General features: G+C 60.9%; 16 protein-coding genes. 6 read left to right on the top strand and 10 right to left on the bottom strand.

The window, feature by feature from the left end; genetic code table 11:
• Nucleotides 1–34: 34 nt before the first annotated feature.
• The 4 genes from aldA to G6041_RS04680 all read right to left on the bottom strand — a co-directional run bounded on the left by aldA (nt 35) and on the right by G6041_RS04680 (nt 3,497).
• On the bottom strand, nt 35–1,474 hold the full coding sequence (gene aldA, locus G6041_RS04695; protein WP_041460494.1) for an aldehyde dehydrogenase: 1,440 nt from the start codon (nt 1,472–1,474) through the stop codon (nt 35–37).
• Nucleotides 1,475–1,677: 203 nt separating this feature from the next.
• A complete protein-coding gene (locus G6041_RS04690; RefSeq protein WP_041460493.1) occupies nt 1,678–2,481 on the bottom strand; it encodes a YdcF family protein in 804 nt (267 codons plus the stop codon).
• Between the two features lie 136 nt (nt 2,482–2,617).
• Nucleotides 2,618–3,025 carry a FosA family fosfomycin resistance glutathione transferase gene (gene fos / locus G6041_RS04685; protein ID WP_041460706.1) on the bottom strand — a complete coding sequence of 136 codons (408 nt, stop codon included), beginning with the start codon at nt 3,023–3,025 and terminating at the stop codon, nt 2,618–2,620.
• Nucleotides 3,009–3,497, bottom strand: coding sequence for a GNAT family N-acetyltransferase (locus G6041_RS04680; protein WP_012124669.1), 489 nt, complete (start codon nt 3,495–3,497; stop codon nt 3,009–3,011). Before G6041_RS04680 ends, fos begins: the two co-directional genes overlap by 17 nt.
• 188 nt (nt 3,498–3,685) lie before the next feature.
• Here G6041_RS04680 and G6041_RS04675 point away from each other — a divergent pair, with 188 nt between their 5' ends.
• From G6041_RS04675 to G6041_RS04655, 5 genes are read left to right on the top strand one after another with little or no spacing between them, the layout of a single operon-like run.
• Entirely contained in the window at nt 3,686–4,117 is a 432-nt protein-coding gene (locus tag G6041_RS04675; protein WP_004388354.1) for a MarR family winged helix-turn-helix transcriptional regulator, read from the top strand.
• Nucleotides 4,117–5,772 carry an MFS transporter gene (locus G6041_RS04670; protein WP_004388353.1) on the top strand — a complete coding sequence of 552 codons (1,656 nt, stop codon included), beginning with the start codon at nt 4,117–4,119 and terminating at the stop codon, nt 5,770–5,772. The genes G6041_RS04675 and G6041_RS04670 overlap by 1 nt, the downstream gene beginning before the upstream one ends.
• A gap of 37 nt (nt 5,773–5,809) precedes the next feature.
• Nucleotides 5,810–6,892, top strand: coding sequence for an HlyD family secretion protein (locus G6041_RS04665; protein ID WP_012124667.1), 1,083 nt, complete (start codon nt 5,810–5,812; stop codon nt 6,890–6,892).
• A complete protein-coding gene (locus tag G6041_RS04660; protein ID WP_012124666.1) occupies nt 6,892–8,316 on the top strand; it encodes an efflux transporter outer membrane subunit in 1,425 nt (474 codons plus the stop codon). The genes G6041_RS04665 and G6041_RS04660 overlap by 1 nt, the downstream gene beginning before the upstream one ends.
• A 40-nt stretch (nt 8,317–8,356) precedes the next feature.
• Nucleotides 8,357–9,013 carry an O-methyltransferase gene (locus tag G6041_RS04655; protein WP_012124665.1) on the top strand — a complete coding sequence of 219 codons (657 nt, stop codon included), beginning with the start codon at nt 8,357–8,359 and terminating at the stop codon, nt 9,011–9,013.
• 266 nt (nt 9,014–9,279) lie between these two features.
• Here the strand turns inward: G6041_RS04655 and G6041_RS04650 are convergent, their stop codons facing one another.
• Both G6041_RS04650 and hrpA read right to left on the bottom strand, forming a co-directional pair.
• Nucleotides 9,280–9,798 carry an REP-associated tyrosine transposase gene (locus G6041_RS04650; RefSeq protein ID WP_012124664.1) on the bottom strand — a complete coding sequence of 173 codons (519 nt, stop codon included), beginning with the start codon at nt 9,796–9,798 and terminating at the stop codon, nt 9,280–9,282.
• 318 nt (nt 9,799–10,116) lie between these two features.
• Nucleotides 10,117–14,022, bottom strand: coding sequence for an ATP-dependent RNA helicase HrpA (gene hrpA / locus G6041_RS04645; RefSeq protein WP_166491632.1), 3,906 nt, complete (start codon nt 14,020–14,022; stop codon nt 10,117–10,119).
• Nucleotides 14,023–14,226: 204 nt separating this feature from the next.
• Here hrpA and azoR point away from each other — a divergent pair, with 204 nt between their 5' ends.
• A complete protein-coding gene (gene azoR / locus G6041_RS04640) occupies nt 14,227–14,832 on the top strand; it encodes an FMN-dependent NADH-azoreductase (RefSeq protein WP_166491631.1) in 606 nt (201 codons plus the stop codon).
• Nucleotides 14,833–14,892: 60 nt separating this feature from the next.
• Here the strand turns inward: azoR and G6041_RS04635 are convergent, their stop codons facing one another.
• From G6041_RS04635 to G6041_RS04620, 4 genes are all read right to left on the bottom strand, one after another.
• Entirely contained in the window at nt 14,893–15,219 is a 327-nt protein-coding gene (locus G6041_RS04635) for a hypothetical protein (protein WP_012124662.1), read from the bottom strand.
• Between the two features lie 78 nt (nt 15,220–15,297).
• Nucleotides 15,298–15,618, bottom strand: coding sequence for a YdbL family protein (locus G6041_RS04630; RefSeq protein WP_007868029.1), 321 nt, complete (start codon nt 15,616–15,618; stop codon nt 15,298–15,300).
• A gap of 11 nt (nt 15,619–15,629) precedes the next feature.
• The gene (locus tag G6041_RS04625; protein ID WP_004388543.1) at nt 15,630–15,821 is read right to left on the bottom strand and encodes a YnbE family lipoprotein; all 192 of its coding nucleotides are present in this window, start codon (nt 15,819–15,821) and stop codon (nt 15,630–15,632) included.
• Nucleotides 15,818–18,460, bottom strand: coding sequence for a YdbH family protein (locus G6041_RS04620; RefSeq protein ID WP_012124661.1), 2,643 nt, complete (start codon nt 18,458–18,460; stop codon nt 15,818–15,820). Before G6041_RS04620 ends, G6041_RS04625 begins: the two co-directional genes overlap by 4 nt.
• Nucleotides 18,461–18,668: the final 208 nt, after the last annotated feature.

Here is an 18,668-nt window from a genome sequence, read left to right as displayed (position 1 = left end):
CGCAGCGGGCCGCCCGCAGGCGGCCCTGAAACGGTTAGCTTTGCAGATAGACAACCTGGGTTTGCAGATATTCATGCAGCCCGTGTTTGCCATCCGCCCCGCCGATCCCGGATTTACGCCAGCCCGCGTGGAACCCCTGCATCGCTTCGAAGTTTTCACGGTTGATGTAAGTTTCGCCAAACTTCAGCCCGTTAATCGCTTTCATCGCGGTGGCGAGCGACTGCGTGTAAATCGACGACGTCAGGCCATATTCGCTGTCATTCGCCATCGCAATAGCCTCTTCCAGCGTATCGAACGTGACGACCGGCAGCACCGGGCCGAATGTCTCTTCATGCATGATGCTCATCTCCTGGCGCACATCTACCAGCAGCGTCGGCGGGTAAAAAAAGCCTTTGCCCTCCACCGCCTTGCCGCCGAGCGCCACCGTCGCGCCCTCGCTGACCGCGCGCGCCACTTTTTCTTTCACGCGCGCCAGCGCAGCCGCGTTAATCAGCGGCCCCATCGCGATATCATCACGCGCTGCCGGATCGCCAAATGTCACCGCGCTCAGCGCCTCGCCAAGCGCGCTGACAAAACGGTCATAAATGCCCTTTTGCACATAAACGCGCTCGGCGCAGTTACAGACCTGACCGGAGTTAATCACGCGCGAATCAACAATCGCTTTTACCGCAAGCGACACATCCGCATCGTCCATCACAATGGCGGGCGCTTTGCCGCCAAGCTCAAGGCAGACTTTGGTGATGTTTTTCGCAGCCGCCATCATGATTTTCTCACCCGCGCCGACGCTGCCGGTCATGCTCACCAGCGCCACTTTCGGGTTACCGGCCAGCTCCTGCCCGACGGTTTCTCCGCGCCCCAGGACCAGGTTAAACACGCCCGCGGGCAGGCCCACGTCATGAACAATCTGCGCAAACGCGATAGCGTTATTCGGCGTGAATTCGCTCGGTTTAATCACAATGGTATTGCCGGTAATCATCGCAGGGGCCATTTTGCGGGCGATCAGGAAGAACGGGAAATTCCACGGCAGAATGCCGGTGGTAACGCCGAGCGCGCGCTTAAACACCAGAATATTTTCGCCCGGCCGGTCGCTTTGCAGGATTTCGCCTTCATAACGGCGCGCCCATTCGGCCATATAGTCGATGTAATCCGCCGTGAAGCTGACTTCAACGCTCGCGAGCTGCTGCGTTTTGCCGCCTTCCGCCACAATCAGCGCGCTGATTTCCGCCGCCTTTTCGCGGATGCCGGCGGCGATTTTACGCAGCCATCCGGCGCGCTCGATGGCGGGCAACGCCTCCCAGCCCGCCTGTGCGCGGGCGGCGGCGTCAATGGCGCGGCGCGCGTCCTCTGCCGTTCCGTCCGGGATACGGGAAATCAGCGCCTCTGTGGCGGGATTCACGACATCGATCCACGCCTCGCCCTGCCACTGAACGAACTGACCGTCGATATACATCGGATGTTGTACGGGTGCTGTCATCGCATGCTCCTGCTGTCGCATTAGTTTTTAACAGGTGAATTAATTGTTAAAAAACTACGAGCAGCAAATGCGTATACGAAGCGTTTTGGCTGAAAATGTGAATCAGGTCGGGAAAAACGGCGGAGATCCCGCCGGGAGATAACAATTATTCAACATGCATCTGCCCGTTTGCGCCATAAATCGCACAAACGGGCAGTAGGTCGTCAGGCGAGTGAGCGATGACGCAAAAAGCTGGTGAGCTGCGGCTCCTCGTGCAGCGCCTGCCAGGCGTTCAGCACGTCAGACGGGATCGCCACTTCATCGATGAAATCGCGGCCCGCCGGGCCGTAGCCGTCTGCGTCGTTACGCAGGCGCGGGATCTCACCCAGCACCAGCGACAGATACCGCTCTACCGGCCAGAGCCCTTCCGACGGCTCGCGGAACTGCACCGCCCTGGCACCATTTTCCAGCACCGGCTGAACGCCGGGGTAACTCAGCCATTCCGGCGAGGTCGGCGCGTCGCGCCAGGCGCGGGTAAAGGTAGCGTGGGTACGGCGCTGCATGGTCGGGTCCTGAATCAGCACCGCGCGCGCAGGCAACTCACCGCGCGCATCCAGCAGCTCGCGGGTAAAACGGGCGTTCTCGCCACAGTTGGTGGATTTTTCTTCGACGATAATCTGCTCCTCCGGCACCTCATGAAACTCGCGGGCGATACGGGCGAGTATTCCCGCCTCCGTAAGGCCGGTGGTGCGCAGATGGTTGTAGCGTGGATGCTGCGCCACGGCGGCATAGAGGAACGTGGTCGAGTGACCCAGCCCGCCGGTTATCAGCAGCGGCAGCCCGCTCTCTTTAGCCAGACGCGCGGCGGCGTCCACGGTGGGCAGAACGGCGTTACCCGCCAGCACAATCAGCTCAGCGTCCCCGGCAGCAGGAGCGGCGGCAAAATCGTTCCGGGCGAGCCACGCGCCGATGAGGTTAACACGCTGCAGCGTGCCTTCCGACAGCAAAGGAAAAGGCATCATGTTCATGGTCACCTCCATAGTCAAAGCCAGCATCCAGCGTACCGACTGGCGTTCGGCTCCCCTACCGGAGAGCTCCTAATCTGCGATATGCCGGACAATCACCGCACCGCTTATCGTGCGCGTGATAGAAAACACGCGGTGATTAATCATAAAACCGCATCCCCTTATAGGGCTCGGCACGGCAGGCGGCGAGCCGGGTGGCGAGGCTGCCGACGTGCAGTTCGAGCTGATGCCCGTCCGGGTCGAGGAAATACCAGGAGTCGCCCTCGCTGCGGTTGGTTTTCCAGGTTTTCACGCCCGCGGCGGTGAGTTTATCCACCATTAACGGGAAATCCGTCTCGCTCACGGTAAAGGCATAATGCGTGTAGTCCGCCGCAGGCTGCCCGGCGCTGTCATCCTGCGACAGACAGAGCCAGAGATCGCCGCAAGAGAGATACGCCCCGCCGTCCCAGCGCGCATGCAGCCGCAGCCCCAGCAGCGAGTGGTAAAACGCCAGGCTTTGCGCCACATCGCGCACGGCGAGCGTCAGATGATTAAGCCCGCTGAGCATCATCTTCGCCTTCTTCCTGAAGTGGTTTTGCGAAGCAGACCGCATCCTCCTGCCCGACATAGCGCCCGTAGTTGTCGATAATCTCGTAACCGCGGCGCAGGTAAAACTCTACCGCGCGCGGATTGGTGCGCCGCGTCTCAAGCCACGCCTGATCGTAACCAGCGTCGCGCGCGAAGCGCTCCGCCGCGCTTAATAACTGACTGCCCGCGCCGGGGTTATCCGGCAGCGCGAACAGGCGTTTGATTTCGGCGATGCCTGGCTTCAGAGGCCGACAGGCCACACAGCCGATGGCCGTGCCGCTGGCGTTGCGCGCCAGTAAAAAAGTGGCCCCCTCAGCGCGCACATCGTCATTATTAAACGACTGCCTGCCCGAGCTGCCAGTCAGCGCGGCCAGCGTTTCAGAGAGCGCCGCCAGCAAAACGATAGCGTCAGGGTGCGTCGGGTCGCTCGGTTCAATCAGATAATCAGGCATCTTTCCCTCTCATTCATGCGGCGTCAGGCCGCATCAGAGCATAGCGCAGCGGCAATGGGTGTGGCTGCAATTCAGACAACGCGCCGCGATACATTCACAATATTTTTTAAAGATTAATTTACATTCACTTGAATTATCAAAATGGCGCGCTCTAGAATAGTTAGAGCACTAACGAATGGATAACCGCCGTGGATACGCGTGACCTGACTTTCTCACATTTGCTGTGGATGACCGCCCACCACTGGCGTCTCGCGATGGATCGGCGGCTGAAAGGGCTTGGCATGAGCCAGGCAAGCTGGGTGGCCGTCGCCGCGATTGCGCGGCATGAAACGCCGCTGTCGCAGGGTGAGCTGGCGCAGCAGCTCGGCGTGGAGAGCGCCACGCTGGTGCCATTGCTGAATCGCCTGGTGGAACAGCAACTCATTGAGCGCGTGACGCCGCCTGGCGATCGCCGCAAGCGGCTGCTGGTCGCCACACCACAAGGCCAGGCGCTGTTTGAAAAGGTGAAAGTCGAGGCAGATAGCCTCAGGGAGACTATCCTTTCCACCATTCCCCCGGAAGAACTGGCCGTCACGCGTCGCGTACTGGACCGTTTGTTGCAGGAAATTGAAAAACAGTAATGCGATCGGTGAAACACGACCCTTATGCGCCACGCGAGTGGGCGCCCCATGAAAAACCGATGCTGCTCGGCTCGCCGTCGACGCCGCACCATGCGCCCTGGAAGCGCATCGCCTATGGCATCGTCGGGCTGCTGGTGTGTCTTACCGGCGCGCTCGGTAACGCGATGGTCACGGCGAACCTGCAAAATTTACAGGGCACCTTCGCCGCCTGGTCGACGGAAATCGCCTGGCTGCCAGCGGTTTATGTTATGACCAACGTCTCTATCAACCTGCTGCTGGTGAAATTTCGCCAGCAGTACGGGCTGCGCGCTTTTACCGAAGGGTTTCTGGTGCTCTATGTGCTGGTGACGTTTTTCCATCTGTTCGTTAACGATCTCAACACCGCCCTCATGGTGCGTGCCGCGCACGGCATGGTAGGCGCGGCGCTGAGTTCGCTCGGCATTTATTACCAGATCCAGGCCTGGCCCGCGAAGCATCGCCTGAAGGCGCTCACCATCGGCATTACCGGTTCGCAGCTCGCGATCCCCATCGCTCGCCTCTTCTCCACCGAGCTGCTGCAGCTTGAAGAGTGGCGCGGTCTGTATCTGTTCGAACTGGGGCTGGCGATGATTTCTCTCGCCTGTGTGATTGCGTTAAAACTGCCGCCGGGCGATCGGCGCAAAGTTTTTGAGAAAAAAGATTTTATTACGTTTCTGCTGATGGCGCCCGGCATGGCGCTGCTCTGCGGCGCGCTGTCGCTCGGACGGCTCGACTGGTGGTTTGAAGCGCCGTGGATAGGCTGGGCGCTTGGCGCGTCGCTGGTACTTATCGTCGCCGCTATCACGTTCGAGCATAACCGCACGAACCCGCTGCTGAACACCCGCTGGCTCTCCAGCGGCAGTATCGTGCGCCTCGGGCTGATTATGGTGCTGATCCGCATCGTGCTGGCGGAGCAGAACACCGGCGCTATCGGCTGGTTGCAGTATATCGGTTTACAGAATGAGCAGATGACGCACCTGGCGCTGGCGATCCTCGCGGGCGTGATTTGCGGCATCGTGACCAGCGCGCTCACCATTAATCCGCAAAAAACCGTCTGGCCGATTATGGTCTCGCTGGCGCTGATGATCATCGCCTCGCTGATGGACAGCCAGGCCACCAGCCAGACCCGCGCCGATCAGATGCTGATAAGCCAGTTTATTCTGGGCTTTGCCAGCGCCTTTTTCTTGGCCCCGGCGATGCTCGCGGGCATTGGCGGGGTTATCGCCGATCCGCGCAACCTGGTGAGTTTTTCCGTTCTGTTCGGCATGAGTCAGAACCTGGGCGGGCTTATCGGCTCGGCGCTGCTCGGCACATTCCAGACCTGGCGGGAGAAATATCACTCCAGCCTGCTCGCCGATCAGCTCACCTCGCTAAGCCCGCTGGTGAACGAACGACTCGCGCAGTACAGCCAGATCTGGAGCAATCTGCTTAACGACCCGACGCTGCTCAATGCGCAGGCGGTGCAACAGTTGCAGACCGTGACCAGCACCGAGGCGAATATTCTGGCCTATAACGATACCTGTCTGCTGACGGCGGCCATCGCCGCCTCGACGCTGTTGTGGATTTTCTGGCGGCTTATCCGCCTGCGGCTCGCCGCACGCCGTGCCCTGAAGCAGGCGATGCAGAGCGGCCAGTAACCTGACGATTTATTGACTGACATATTCTGGAGTAGTGATGAGCCAACAAGGCGCCCCCACCCCCGCGTCGCCGGAAAAAAACAACCTGCGCGTGGTCTCCTTCTTCGCCGCTGGTGCTATCGGGCTGGTTGGCCTGCTGGTGATCCTGTACGCCTGGCAGCTTCCGCCGTTTACCCGCCACGCCGCCTCGACCGATAACGCCTACGTGCGCGGCATGACGACGTTTATCAGCCCGCAGGTAAACGGCTATATCACCGCCGTCAACGTGCAGGATTTCGCGCATGTGAAACAGGGCGACGTGCTGATGACCATCGATGACCGCATCTACAAACAGCGGGTGCATCAGGCGCAGGCGACGCTCGCCATGCGCGAGGCGGCGCTGGCTAATAACCTGCAACAGCGCCGCAGCGCCGAGGCGACCATCGCCCAGAATAAAGCGGCGCTCGCCAGCGCCCGCGCCCAGAGCCTGCATAACCAGGCCGATTTACGCCGCGTGAAGGAACTGACACAGGACGGCTCGCTGTCGGTGCGCGAGCGCGACGCCGCCATCGCCAGCGCCGCGCAGGGCAGCGCCAGCGTAGAGCAGGCCGCCGCCCAGCTAGAGGTGTCGCGCCAGAATCTGCAAAGCGTGATTGTGAACCGCGCGTCGCTGGAGGCGGATGTGGAAAACGCCCGCGCGGCGCTGGAGCTTGCGCAAATCGATCTGCAAAACACCCGCATCATTGCCCCGCGCGACGGCCAGCTCGGGCAGATTGCCGTGCGCCAGGGCGGCTACGTGACCGCCGGTACGCGGCTGACCTCGCTGGTGCCGCCGCAGAACTGGGTTATCGCCAACCTGAAAGAAACCCAGCTTGCCGATGTGAAAACCGGTCAGTCGGTGACGTTCACCGTGGACGCGCTCAACGATGAAAAATTCGAAGGCCGCGTGCAGAGTATCTCTCCGGCAACCGGCGTGGAATTCAGCGCCATCACGCCCGATAACGCGACCGGCAACTTTGTGAAAATCGCCCAGCGCATCCCGGTGCGCATCGAGGTACTGGGCGACGCCGAAAAACGCGCGCGCCTGCGCCCCGGCATGTCGGTACAGGTAACCATTAACACCCGCAGCGAGGCGAAATAATGCGCCGCGCTCTGACTCTGCTGACAACCACCCTCCTGCTCGCGGGCTGTCATGCTGGCAACGTGGAGCAGGCTCGCCCCTCGCTCATCATTCCGCCCGCCTGGCGCGCCGCTGTCGGCCCGTCCTCGCCCACAGAAGGTTTCTGGTGGCGCAATTTTCACGATTCGGCGCTGAACCGCTATGTGGATCAGGCGCTGCGCTACAACAGCGATGTGCTGCTCGCCCGCGAGCGCGTTAATCAGTATCAGGCGCAGGTACAGGCGGCCCTTGGCGATCGCTTCCCGACGCTTGACGCGGGTTTCAGCGCCGGTCGCAGCCGTTCGCAATCGGCGGCGACCGGCCTGCCGGTGTATGGCGATCTCTACAAAGGCAGCCTGAACGCCAGTTATAACGTCGATATCTGGGGCCAGTACGCCAGCGCCGCCGACGCCGCAAAGGCGAGCCTGGAGGCGCAGAAAGCCGCCGCCGCGGCCGCGAACCTGACGGTAGCCTCGCAGGTCGCGAGCGGCTATATCACCCTGCTGGCGCTGGATGAACAGCTTCGGGTGACGCAGGCGACGCTTAGCGCGCGCGAGGACGCGCTGAAGCTTGCGAAACGCCAGTATGAAACCGGCTATAGCTCTCGGCTGGAGCTGATGCAGTCGGAATCTGAACTGCGCGCCACGCGTGCGCAAATCCCGCAGATTCAGCACCAGATAACCCAGCAGGAGAACGCGCTTAGCATTCTTATCGGTCAGAATCCTGGCCCGATCGCGCGCGGCGGTGAATTTGACGCTTTAAGCCCGCTCACGATTCCGTCGCAGCTGCCATCATCGTTGCTGAACCGCCGCCCGGATATCGTTCAGGCCGAACAGACGCTGGTGGCGAGCGACGCCCAACTGAACGTGGCCCGCGCGCGCCTGCTGCCGGGCATTAATCTCACCGCCTCGGGATCGCTTCAGGAGAACACGCTGCCGGAACTGCTCGCCAACCCGCTGCGGCTCTGGAGCGTGGGTGCCAGCGTTCTCGCGCCACTGCTCAACCGCGAGGCGCTGAGTGCGCAGGTTGACGTGACAACGTCACAGAAAAATCAGGCGCTTTACAGTTATGAGAGCACGGTGCGCAATGCCTTTAAGGAAGTGAACGACAGTCTGGACGCGGTGCAGCGTCTTGGGGAACAGCTCGTTGAGCTACAGGCTCAGGAGCAGGCGGCGCAGGAGACGCTGCGCATTGCTCACAACCGTTACCAGAACGGGTACGCCTCTTATCTTGACGAGCTGGACGCCCGCCGCACGCTGTTTTCGGCACAGCTCAATGTGGTGCAGGTGAAAAATAATCTGCTGCTGGCGCAGGTGGATCTCTACCGCTCGCTTGGGGGCGGGTGGCCGGGTGCCGCTGCGCAAAACGGGAAACACCGCTATGCTGCTAAGGTAGCCAGTCCGTAGTTAATGCGCCCGCGCGGCGCGCTTACAGGAGAGCGGTTTGATGCAGCAACAATGGCGTGAAGTCGATGAATATCTGACGCAGGCGCTGATCCCCGCCGATCCGCTGATGGCGCAGGTGCTGGAGAACAATCGTCTGGCGGGCCTGCCGCCGCATGACGTCTCGCCCTTGCAGGGACAGTTTCTCGGGCTGTTAGTGATGATGACTGGCGCAAAACGCGTGCTGGAAATCGGCACGCTTGGCGGTTACAGCACGCTTTGGCTGGCGCGTGCGCTGCCGGAGGACGGGCTGGTGGTGACGCTTGAGGCGAGTGCCGAACACGCCGAAGTGGCGGCCGCCAACCTGGCGCTGGCGAGCGTGACGCCGAAAGTGCAGCTGCGCGTGGGGCCAGCGGCGGAGAGCCTGCCGCTGTACGCCGACGAGCCGCCTTTCGATTTGATTTTTATCAATGCCGATAAGCCGAATAACCCGCTGTACCTGGAGTGGGCGTTGACGCTTTCACGCACAGGAACGGTGATTGTAGGTGATAACGTGGTGCGCGACGGTGCCGTGACCGATCCACAGAGCGACGATTTGCGCGTGCAGGGCGTGCGAACGTTTATCGGGATGCTCGGCAACCACCCGCGCCTGCGCGCTACCGCGCTGCAAACCGTCGGCAGCAAAGGCTGGGACGGTTTTACGCTGGCGGTGGTGAAGTAATATCGGCGCGGCGGGTGCGGTTTGAGGGGCGGCAGGTATGGTTTGGTGGAACGGCGGGTGCGCTTACGCTGACCCGCCCTACATATAGGTTAACGTGGGGGTTGCCCCGGCGGGTGCGCTCCGCTTACCCGCCCTACGCACAGGTCAATGTGGGTATTGTAGGGTGGGTAAGCGTAGCGCACCCACCATTCACAAATCCAGCGCCAGCCCTATTGTAGGGTGGGTAAGCGCAGCGCACCCACCGTTTACAAAATCGCCCGCTACCGTCAAAAACCACGGTAAATCTGACGTTCACCAACGCAAAACTCCCCGCTGTCTCCCGCCCAGGTTTTCGGATACAACCCTCGCGTTACATCGCGGTGAAACGATGAAAATGGCCATTCGCACACCTGCCGCGCCCAGCCATGTTTCACCGGGTTGAAATAAATGTAATTCCTGTGTCGCCGCAAATCCTCTTCATTCCAGATACCATGCTCCCAGAAGCGTCGCTGCCAGACCGTGTCTGCCGCACGTGGCGGCGTTAACGCGCGGGTAAACCCTTTTTTAATCTCCTGCCAGCGCACAGAATAATTGTGGTCTCCTTCCGGCAGCGTCCAGATGCAGTGCATGTGTTCAGGCAGCACCACCCAGGCGTCGATGGTGAAGGGATAGCGGCGTTTCACCCGAGCGACCTGCGCACGCAACAGGTCAATGTAACGGCATAACAGGAGGCTGCGACGGTTGCGCAGATTGACGGTGAAAAACCAGGTGTTGCCAGGGATATAAAGCCTGCGATAGAGGGACATACGATTCGCCTCCGTCCATGAGACAGGTTGCCGTTTTCATGGTGGGTGCGCTGCGCTCCCACCCTACGGGGGTTGTCGCGGGTTTATAACATGTACGATGGGCGTTCGCTTTTTGGGGATGTCAGGTTTGCGATATAGATTCCGGAACGGCGGGTGCGCTTACGCTTACCCGCCCTACGTGCAGGTTTACGTGGTGTTGCCCGGCGGGTGCGCTTACGCTTACCCGCCCTACGGAATACGATGGGCGTTGTAAGGACTTGTAGGGTGGGTAAGCGCAGCGCACCCACCATAACAATATTCCGCACCCACTGTGCGCAACTACGTCCCGCTCACCTGCTCCATCGCCTGCAACACGCGCTTGTCGGAAACCGGGTATGGCGTGCCGAGCTGCTGGGCGAAATAACTCACGCGCAGCTCCTCGATCATCCAGCGGATCTCCTGCACGTCGTCGTCATCGCGCCGCGCAAGCGGCAGCTTGTTAAGCCACTGCTGCCACGCCTGCTGTACAGCCTCCACTTTGAGCATCTGCGCGCGGTCGCGGTGCGGGTCGACGGCCATTTTCTCAAGCCGTTTTTCAATGGCGTTGAGATAACGCAGCGTGTCGCCGAGGCGCTTATAACCGTTGCCGGTCACAAAACCGCGATACACCAGCCCGCTCATCTGCGCTTTGATATCAGAGAGGCCGAGCGCCATCGTCATATCCACGCGCCCTTTCAGACGCTGATTGATATTGAACACCGCCGTCAGGATCTGCTCGACCTGCTTGGCGATATCCACCACGGTGTCGTTCAGTTCCGCACGCACTTTATCGTGAAGCTGCGCAAAGCCCGCTTCGCTCCAGACCGGCCCGCCGTTTTCGGCGATAAGCTTATCAACGCCGCAGGAGATGCAGTCGTCAATCAGATCCAGCACCTTGCCGTACGGGTTGAAATAAAGCCCGAGCTTCGCTTTGTTCGGCAGTTTCTCATGCAGATACTTAATCGGCGACGGAATATTCAGCAACAGCAGACGGCGCAGGCCGCGCCACATGGCGTGTTGCTGCTCCTGCGGATTATCGAACAGCCGGATGCCGACGCTCTCTTTCTCATCCACCAGCGCCGGGAAAGCTTTCACCTGATAGCCGCCGCGCTTCTGCTCATAGCGCTCGGGCAGCGTGCCGAAGCTCCAGATATGCAGCCCGCTCTGCTCAATGCCGTCATCCGCCACCGCCGAGAGCGTCTCCTGCACTTTCTCTTTCAGCCCCTCTTTCAGCGCGTGGAGATCTTTGCCCTCGCGCAGCTTGCGGCCTTTCTCATCCACCACCCGGAAAGTCATTTTAAGATGATCGGGCACCTGTTCGGCCTGCCACGCCTCGCGGTCAATCGTCACGCCGGTCATGCGGCGCAGTTCGCGCTCCAGCGCGTCCAGCAGCGGCAGCTCCAGCGGCGTAACGCGGCCTAAAAATGCCTCGGCGTAGTTAGGTGCCGGAACGAAATTGCGGCGCACGGGTTTTGGCAGCGATTTAATCAGCGCGATGATGAGTTCGCGGCGCATTCCCGGCACCTGCCACTCAAAGCCCGCGTCTTCCACCTGGTTTAACAGCGGCAGCGGAATATGCACCGTCACGCCGTCAGCGTCGCCGCCCGGCTCAAACTGATAAGTCAGGCGCAGCTTCAGGTTGCCCTGATGCCAGAAGTTCGGGTAATCGAGCTTGCTGACCTTCTCCGCGCCCTCTTTGATCAACATGCTCTTTTCGAAGTTGAGCAGATCCGGCGTTTCACGGCTCGCTTTTTTCCACCAGCTGTCGAAGTGGCGCGCGGAAATCGCATCAACGCTGATGCGCTGATCGTAAAATTCAAACAGCGTGTCGTCGTCCACCAGGATGTCGCGGCGACGCGATTTATGCTCCAGCTCCTCCACTTCGGCACGCAGTTTCTGGTTCTCGCGGAAAAAGGCGTGGCGCGTCTGCCAGTCGCCTTCCACCAGCGCGTGGCGAATGAAAAGCTCGCGGGAAAGCACCGGATCGATCTGGCTGTAGTTGACGCTACGCGCGGCCACGATCGGCAGGCCGTAGAGCGTCACTTTCTCGCTCGCCATCACGGCACCCTGCGCGCGCTCCCAGTGCGGCTCGCTGTATGAGCGCTTAATGAGGTGCTGCGCCACCGGCTCGATCCACTCCGGGTCGATACGCGCCGCGATGCGCCCCCACAGGCGGCTGGTTTCCACCAGCTCCGCCACCATCACCCACTTCGGCGACTTTTTAAACAGCCCGGAGCCCGGGAAAATGGAGAAACGGGCATTGCGCGCGCCGGTGTACTCCTGTTTATCGGCGTCTTTCATGCCGATGTGCGACAACAGCCCGGTCAACAGCGCCGTGTGCACTTCGCGGTAGCCCGCCGGTTCGCTGTTCACCGGAATGCCAAGCTCTTTCACCACCTGGCGCAGCTGGGTGTAGATATCCTGCCATTCGCGCACCCGCAGATAATTAAGATAATCGGTGCGGCACAGGCGGCGGAACTGATTGGACGACAGCGCCTTTTGCTGCTCGCCGAGGTAGTTCCACAGGTTCACGAAGGCCAGGAAATCGGACTCTTTATCGTGGAAGCGGCGGTGTTTCTCATCCGACGCCTGCTGTTTATCGAGCGGACGCTCACGTGGGTCCTGAATCGACAGCGCCGAGGTGATGATCATCGCCTCGCGCACGCAGCCATGCTTTTGCGCCTCCAGCACCATGCGCGCGAGACGCGGGTCCACCGGCAGTTGCGACAGCTGACGGCCCAGCGGCGTCAGTTTATACACTGACGCCTGCGCGTCGGTGGTGATAGCGCCGAGCTCCTCCAGCAGACGCACACCATCCTGAATGTTGCGCTTATCCGGCGCTTCGACAAACGGGAACGCGGCGATATCGCCAAGCCCCAGCGCCGTCATTTGCAGAATGACGGACGCCAGGTTGGTGCGCAGGATTTCCGGGTCGGTAAATTCCGGGCGCGAGAGGAAATCGTCTTCCGAATAAAGGCGGATACAGATCCCTTCCGAGACGCGCCCGCAGCGGCCTTTACGCTGGTTGGCGGACGCCTGAGAAACCGGCTCAATCGGCAGTCGCTGCACTTTAGTGCGGTAGCTGTAACGGCTGATGCGCGCCGTCCCTGGGTCTATCACATATTTAATGCCCGGCACGGTCAGCGACGTTTCGGCGACGTTGGTCGCCAGCACAATGCGTCGCCCGGCATGCGGCTGGAAGACGCGGTTCTGTTCGCTGTTGGAGAGCCGCGCATAGAGCGGCAGCACCTCGGTGTGCGGCAGGTTGAGTTTCATCAGCCCGTCAGCGGTGTCGCGGATTTCGCGCTCGCCGCTCATAAAGATCAGGATATCGCCCGGCCCTTCGCGGCCAAGCTCCTCCACGGCGTCGAAAATCGCCTGTAGCTGGTCGCGCTCGGTATCGTCCGCCTCTTCGACGATCGGGCGGTAGCGCACCTCAACCGGATAAGTACGGCCAGAGACTTCAATAATCGGCGCGTTATTAAAGTGGCGCGAGAAACGCTCAGGATCGATGGTCGCCGACGTAATAATAACTTTCAGATCCGGGCGCTTTGGCAGCAGTTCGCGCAGGTAACCCAGCAGAAAATCGATGTTCAGGCTGCGCTCGTGCGCCTCATCGATGATGATGGTGTCGTACTGCATCAGCAAGCGATCCTGCTGGATTTCCGCCAGCAGGATACCGTCGGTCATCAGCTTAACCATGGTGTTGTCGCTGACGTGATCGCTAAAGCGGACTTTATAACCGACGCAACCGCCCGGCTCGGTTTGCAGCTCTTCGGCGATGCGGTTTGCCACGGTACGCGCCGCGAGACGACGCGGCTGGGTGTGGCCGATTAGCCCTTTCACGCCGCGCCCGAGTTCCATGCAGATTTTCGGCAACTGGGTGGTTTTACCGGAGCCGGTCTCCCCCGCCACGATCACCACCTGATGGTCACGCACGGCATTGAGGATATCCTGTTTCTTCTGGCTGACCGGCAGGTTTTCCGGGTACATAATGGCCGGGCGCGCCGCTTCGCGCAGCAGGACTTTCCCTGCCGCCTCGCTCATCTCCTGAGAGAGCTGTTCGAAAAGCGCCTGCTGAGATTCAGTATTTTTAATCTTTTTAGCCCCGTGGAGGCGACGGGCGAAGCGGCTTTTATCGCGCAGCATCAGCGAGTCGAGACGTGCCATCAGGGCGGAGAGAGTAATATTTTGTTTTTCCATCATTGTGTTATACGGCCTGTGCACGGCCCGTTAGATCTTAGGGTTTCGTTAAGCGTAGAGTACCACACCGCTTTCTGGCGCGCCTTGTTCAAAAATTTAGAACATAGACTTCGATATATTGCGCTATCACTGTAATCGGTTTGTGAATAGAGTTGTCGTCAGGCAAGGGGCAACGGCCCTGACAACCAAATCAAAAAGGAACATCCCATGAGCAAAGCACTCGTTCTGAAGTCCAGTATTCTGGCAGGTTACTCCCAGTCCAACCAGCTTTCCGACTACTTCGTGGAGCAGTGGCGTGAAAAGCACAGCGCGGATGAAATCACCGTGCGCGACCTGGCGGCAAACCCGGTGCCGGTACTGGATGGCGAGCTGGTTGGCGCCCTGCGCCCGTCAGACGCGCCGCTGACCCCGCGTCAGCAGGACGCGCTCTCGCTCTCTGATGAACTGATTGCTGAGCTGCAGGCGCACGACGTGATTGTTATTGCGGCGCCGATGTACAATTTCAACATCCCGACCCAGCTGAAAAACTATTTTGACCTGGTGGCCCGCGCTGGCGTGACGTTCCGCTACACCGAGAAAGGGCCGGAAGGTCTGGTAACCGGCAAGCGCGCTATCGTGCTGACCAGCCGCGGCGGCATCCATAAAGATACCCCGACCGATCTGGTGACCCCGTACCTCTCCCTGTTCCTGGGCTTTATCGGTATCACCGACGTGAACTTTGTGTTTGCCGAAGGCGTGGCTTACGGCCCGGAAATGGCGACCAAAGCGCAGAGCGACGCCAAAGCCGCTATCGACGCGCTGGTTTCTGCATAATCAGACGTTCAGACGAAAAAACCGCCCTCCGGGGCGGTTTTTTTATGGGCGCAACCCGCGTTACGCCACCACCCACGGCGTTTCATCGAGCGCAAACGCCAGCGTGTTATCGCGCACCTGATAAGGAATGGTGTAAGTGCGCGCATCATGCATATCGCGATCGCAGCACGGCTCGAAATAGTGCATCAGGCAGCGGAACGTAAAGGTGCGGTCGGTAATGTCGGTTATCTCGAACGACTCCGGCTGATACGCATAGCGGATATCGTCCGGGTGCTCGGACATCACCAGATGTTTAAACAACTCGGCGTTAGCGCGCAGCACCTGCGCAATAGCCGGTAACGATGACGCCTGCGCGTCGTCGAGCGGCAGAGTATATTCGGTTGTCATAAGGGTCTCCTGTAAAAACGTTTTCCGAGCCTGACACAGGCGCGCGGCGTCGTCTGTTACCCGTGGGGAGTAGCGGGGTTATTTTTTCATCCACCGGCCATTAATGCCGCGCACATATTCGCCGGGTTTACTGCGCGCTACCAGCTTCTGCCCTGCCATTTTCGCCACTTCATCGACCGGCAATCCGTTCTGTTGGGCGACGTCGCGGTAGCTTTCAGCCCGCGCCTGATTAATGCGCGCCACCAGCGCCGCCGTTTCGGCATCCTGCGCCACCGGCGCAAGATAACCGGTGAACGTTTCGCCCACGCGCCCTTGCGCGCGTGCCTCGTCAAGCGTCAGCGCGTAGCTGACGGGGCTTGCCAGCAACAGCGCCAGCATCACGACCAGCAGGCTTTTCATTGGCCGTCTCCTCAGAAGAGATCGCTGCGACTTTGCAGCAACGCTTCGACGTCTTTATCCACTTTAATATGGATATCGTGTTCAATTTTGACGTTCATATTAATGGTAATCGGCTCTTTGGGTGCCGCCACCTCAATGCGCGGCGTACAGCCGCACAGCATCAGGGTGATGACGCCTGCCAGCAGCGTGATTGCGGTTTTCATGGTTGTTCCTCGCAGGTCTTCCCTGACGTTGCCTTGCAACGCGCGGCGGGCAGCGTCGCGTGTTGCTCAAGCCAGGACTGTAAATTATCGCCGAAACGCAAGCTGCGCCACAGCGTGAAAAGATTTTCCTGATGCTGATAGTTAAGCCGCACGCCGCTGGTTTTGCCGTCCACGTGGCTTTCGCCCTGGAACTCCGAGCGCATGCGCAGCACGCCGAGATTATCAACATCCAGCCGCGTCCAGGAGCGGGAGATTTCCATATAGCGCAGCCAGTTGACCGCCGCCGCGGCCGCCGCGTTATCCCGCGCCATCGCGTCCGCCATCTCTTTATCGACGCGCAGCGTCAGCGGGCCGGGGCTGGTGAGCCAGCCGTCATGCACAATCCATTGCGGGTTATCGACCCACAGCGGCAGCGCGCCGTTAATGGCGCCCGAGAGCGTCACCTGTTTGACGTTGGTCGCGGTGATCAGCTCGCTCGACGAGATATTTTCAAGACGCAGCAGCGCCGCTGTGTGCTGCGGCAGACGCAACTGCTGCATGCGGATTTTGCCGCCGAGCAGCGACGCGCTGACGTCGCTTAACACCAGCGGGCTCGCCTCGCTCCACGGATAACTGCCCTGCAGTGACGCCGTAATATCCCGCGCCGGCACCTGGCTTTGGATCTCCGCGATGTTCAGCCGCACCGGCCCGCGCGTACCGAGCTGCCAGGTCGAGTCGCGAAAGCGGAACGGCAGCACGAAGTCCACGCCGTTAAACTGGTTGTCTTTGGTCCAGGCGCTGCCCTGTTTCACCACGCCGTGGCCGCCCGCCTCGAATCCCTGACCTGCCGCGGCGGAAAACGCCACCTGCGCGTAAAAGCCGCCGTCGCGCAGCAGCAGTTTCCAGTCCGGCGGCAGCAGCGGCTGGAAGACGGCGAGCGGCTGCGGCGAGCACCAGGCCTGACCGCGCAGGCGCTCGCCGTCCCAGCGGCCATTGACGCGCACGGGGCCTATCTCTCCCGCGTGCAGATCGCCTTTAAACTGGAACGCGCTCGGATCGCGCCCCTGGACGCTGAAATTAAGCGTTGACGGCGGCAGGCTGGCGCCGCTGGTAAAGCGCGTGGCGCCGGCATCCAGCTTCAGCGCGCCCTCCAGCGCCTGGGTCGCGGCTCCCCGCGCCCAGCGCACCGGTGTGCTCAGCGCCAGTTGCGGATGGTCGACCGTCAGGCTCCCGTACTGCCATTTGTCGAAACGCGTGTTGAGTTCGCTGAGCGTGATCACCTCGTCGCGCCACTCGCCGCGCCCGCCGATGGACCAGCGCGACTGCATCGGTTCAAAGGTGCCGTTACCCCAGTAGCGCCAGCGCCACAGGCCCGCATCGGGGAGAAAATCATCGGCGCGGCCATCCAGATGCAGCAGCATATCGCCCTGACCCGGCTCGCTGGCGCGCGCGATGGCCTGCAAACGCCCGTCAATGCCCTTTTCCGTCACCGTCACGCCCGCGAGCGGCCAGCGGATCTCTTCAATATTGAGCGCATCAATGACTCGCCCGCGCGAGCGCAACAGTGCGCCCGGCAGAAAATGCAGCGCAGGCGAGAGCAGCGGGCCGCGCAGCATGGCGGGCAGGCTTGCGTAAAACGCCAGCGCGTCCTGTTTCGCTTCGCCGGTGATGCGCAGCGGCATCGCGCTCTCGCGCAGGCTCAGGGTGCCTAGGCCGAAGGTCATCACCGCGTTGCCCTTCCCGGCATTCCCCTGCGTCACCACATTCACACGTCCGCTGATGCGCGCGGCATCCAGCCCGCCGCGCCAGTTCTCCACGCGCAGCGCGGCGCGGCCGCTTAGCGGAAAGCCCTCATACGGCCAGCGCCAGCGCCCGTCGCTGAAAGCAAACGAATCGTGACCGGCCTGCCACGGGAGATCGAGCAGCGGATCGGGATCGTCCTGCGCAAAGAGTAATAGCTGCCCTTCGCCGCCGCGCCACGTGACCTCAGCGCGAGCGCCATGCGGTGCCTGGGGGAGTGAAAACCGCGCCTGCGCCTCGCCTTTGGTCGGAATACCGTCCGGCATCAGCGCGAGCGTGAAATCGCCGAGCAGCGACACCGGCGGCTGGCCGTCAAAGAGGTGCAGACGCAGGCGCTCCACCTTCAACGCCTGCCCTTCAAGCCTGGCGCTCACGTCCAGCTTGTCGCCGGTAAAGGCAATGCGCTGCGTCTGCGGGCTGAGGCTCGCCTGCAGTGTGCCGACATAGTCCGGCAGGTCGGCGAGTTTAAGGCGCGCTATCTCCACCTCGCTTTCCGGCAGCATCGCCTGCCACTGGGCGAGCGTGCGCGGCGCGCCGGGCGCGGGATCGTCAGGTATGGCGCTGAAGCAGCCGGTGTTGAGCGTGAGCGCGTCCAGATGCAGCCGCCAGCGCGTCGGGTGGCTCAACACGACATTTTGCGCGTGGGCGAGTTCGCAATCGCCCGCGAAATAACGCAGATCCGGCAGCACAATAGCGGAGCGGGTCAGGCGCGGGCGCTGCTCCAGCGCGATGCGCGTTCCCTGCGGCAGCCAGACGCCCGCGAGCGTCGGCAGCCAGTAGCCCGCGGTTAACAGCAGCGCCAGAGGCAGCAGCACAACCAGAAGTAATAAAGCGATGACGGCTCTGTATTTACCCTTCATGGGCCGTTAATATCCTGATTCAGCGAGAAATTATGCCGAAGAAAGCCATTATTCTGACAGCTTTGCCAGGCGAGGTGAAGCCAGGGCGGCTCTGAAAGCATAGTTGACCTAGAATTAGAGGTAAGCACCTGTTCGACAATTAATTTTTAAACTTTGTACGATATTTTTAATTATGCTAACGTGATCACAGCAAATCACTGGAGAAAGT

Origin of the sequence: Cronobacter sp. HA18003 (assembly GCF_011605905.1) — a bacterium.
Lineage (GTDB): Bacteria > Pseudomonadota > Gammaproteobacteria > Enterobacterales > Enterobacteriaceae > Cronobacter > Cronobacter sakazakii.
The sequence above is the reverse complement of the archived record's forward strand: the minus strand, read 5'-3'. Positions and strand labels throughout refer to the sequence as shown.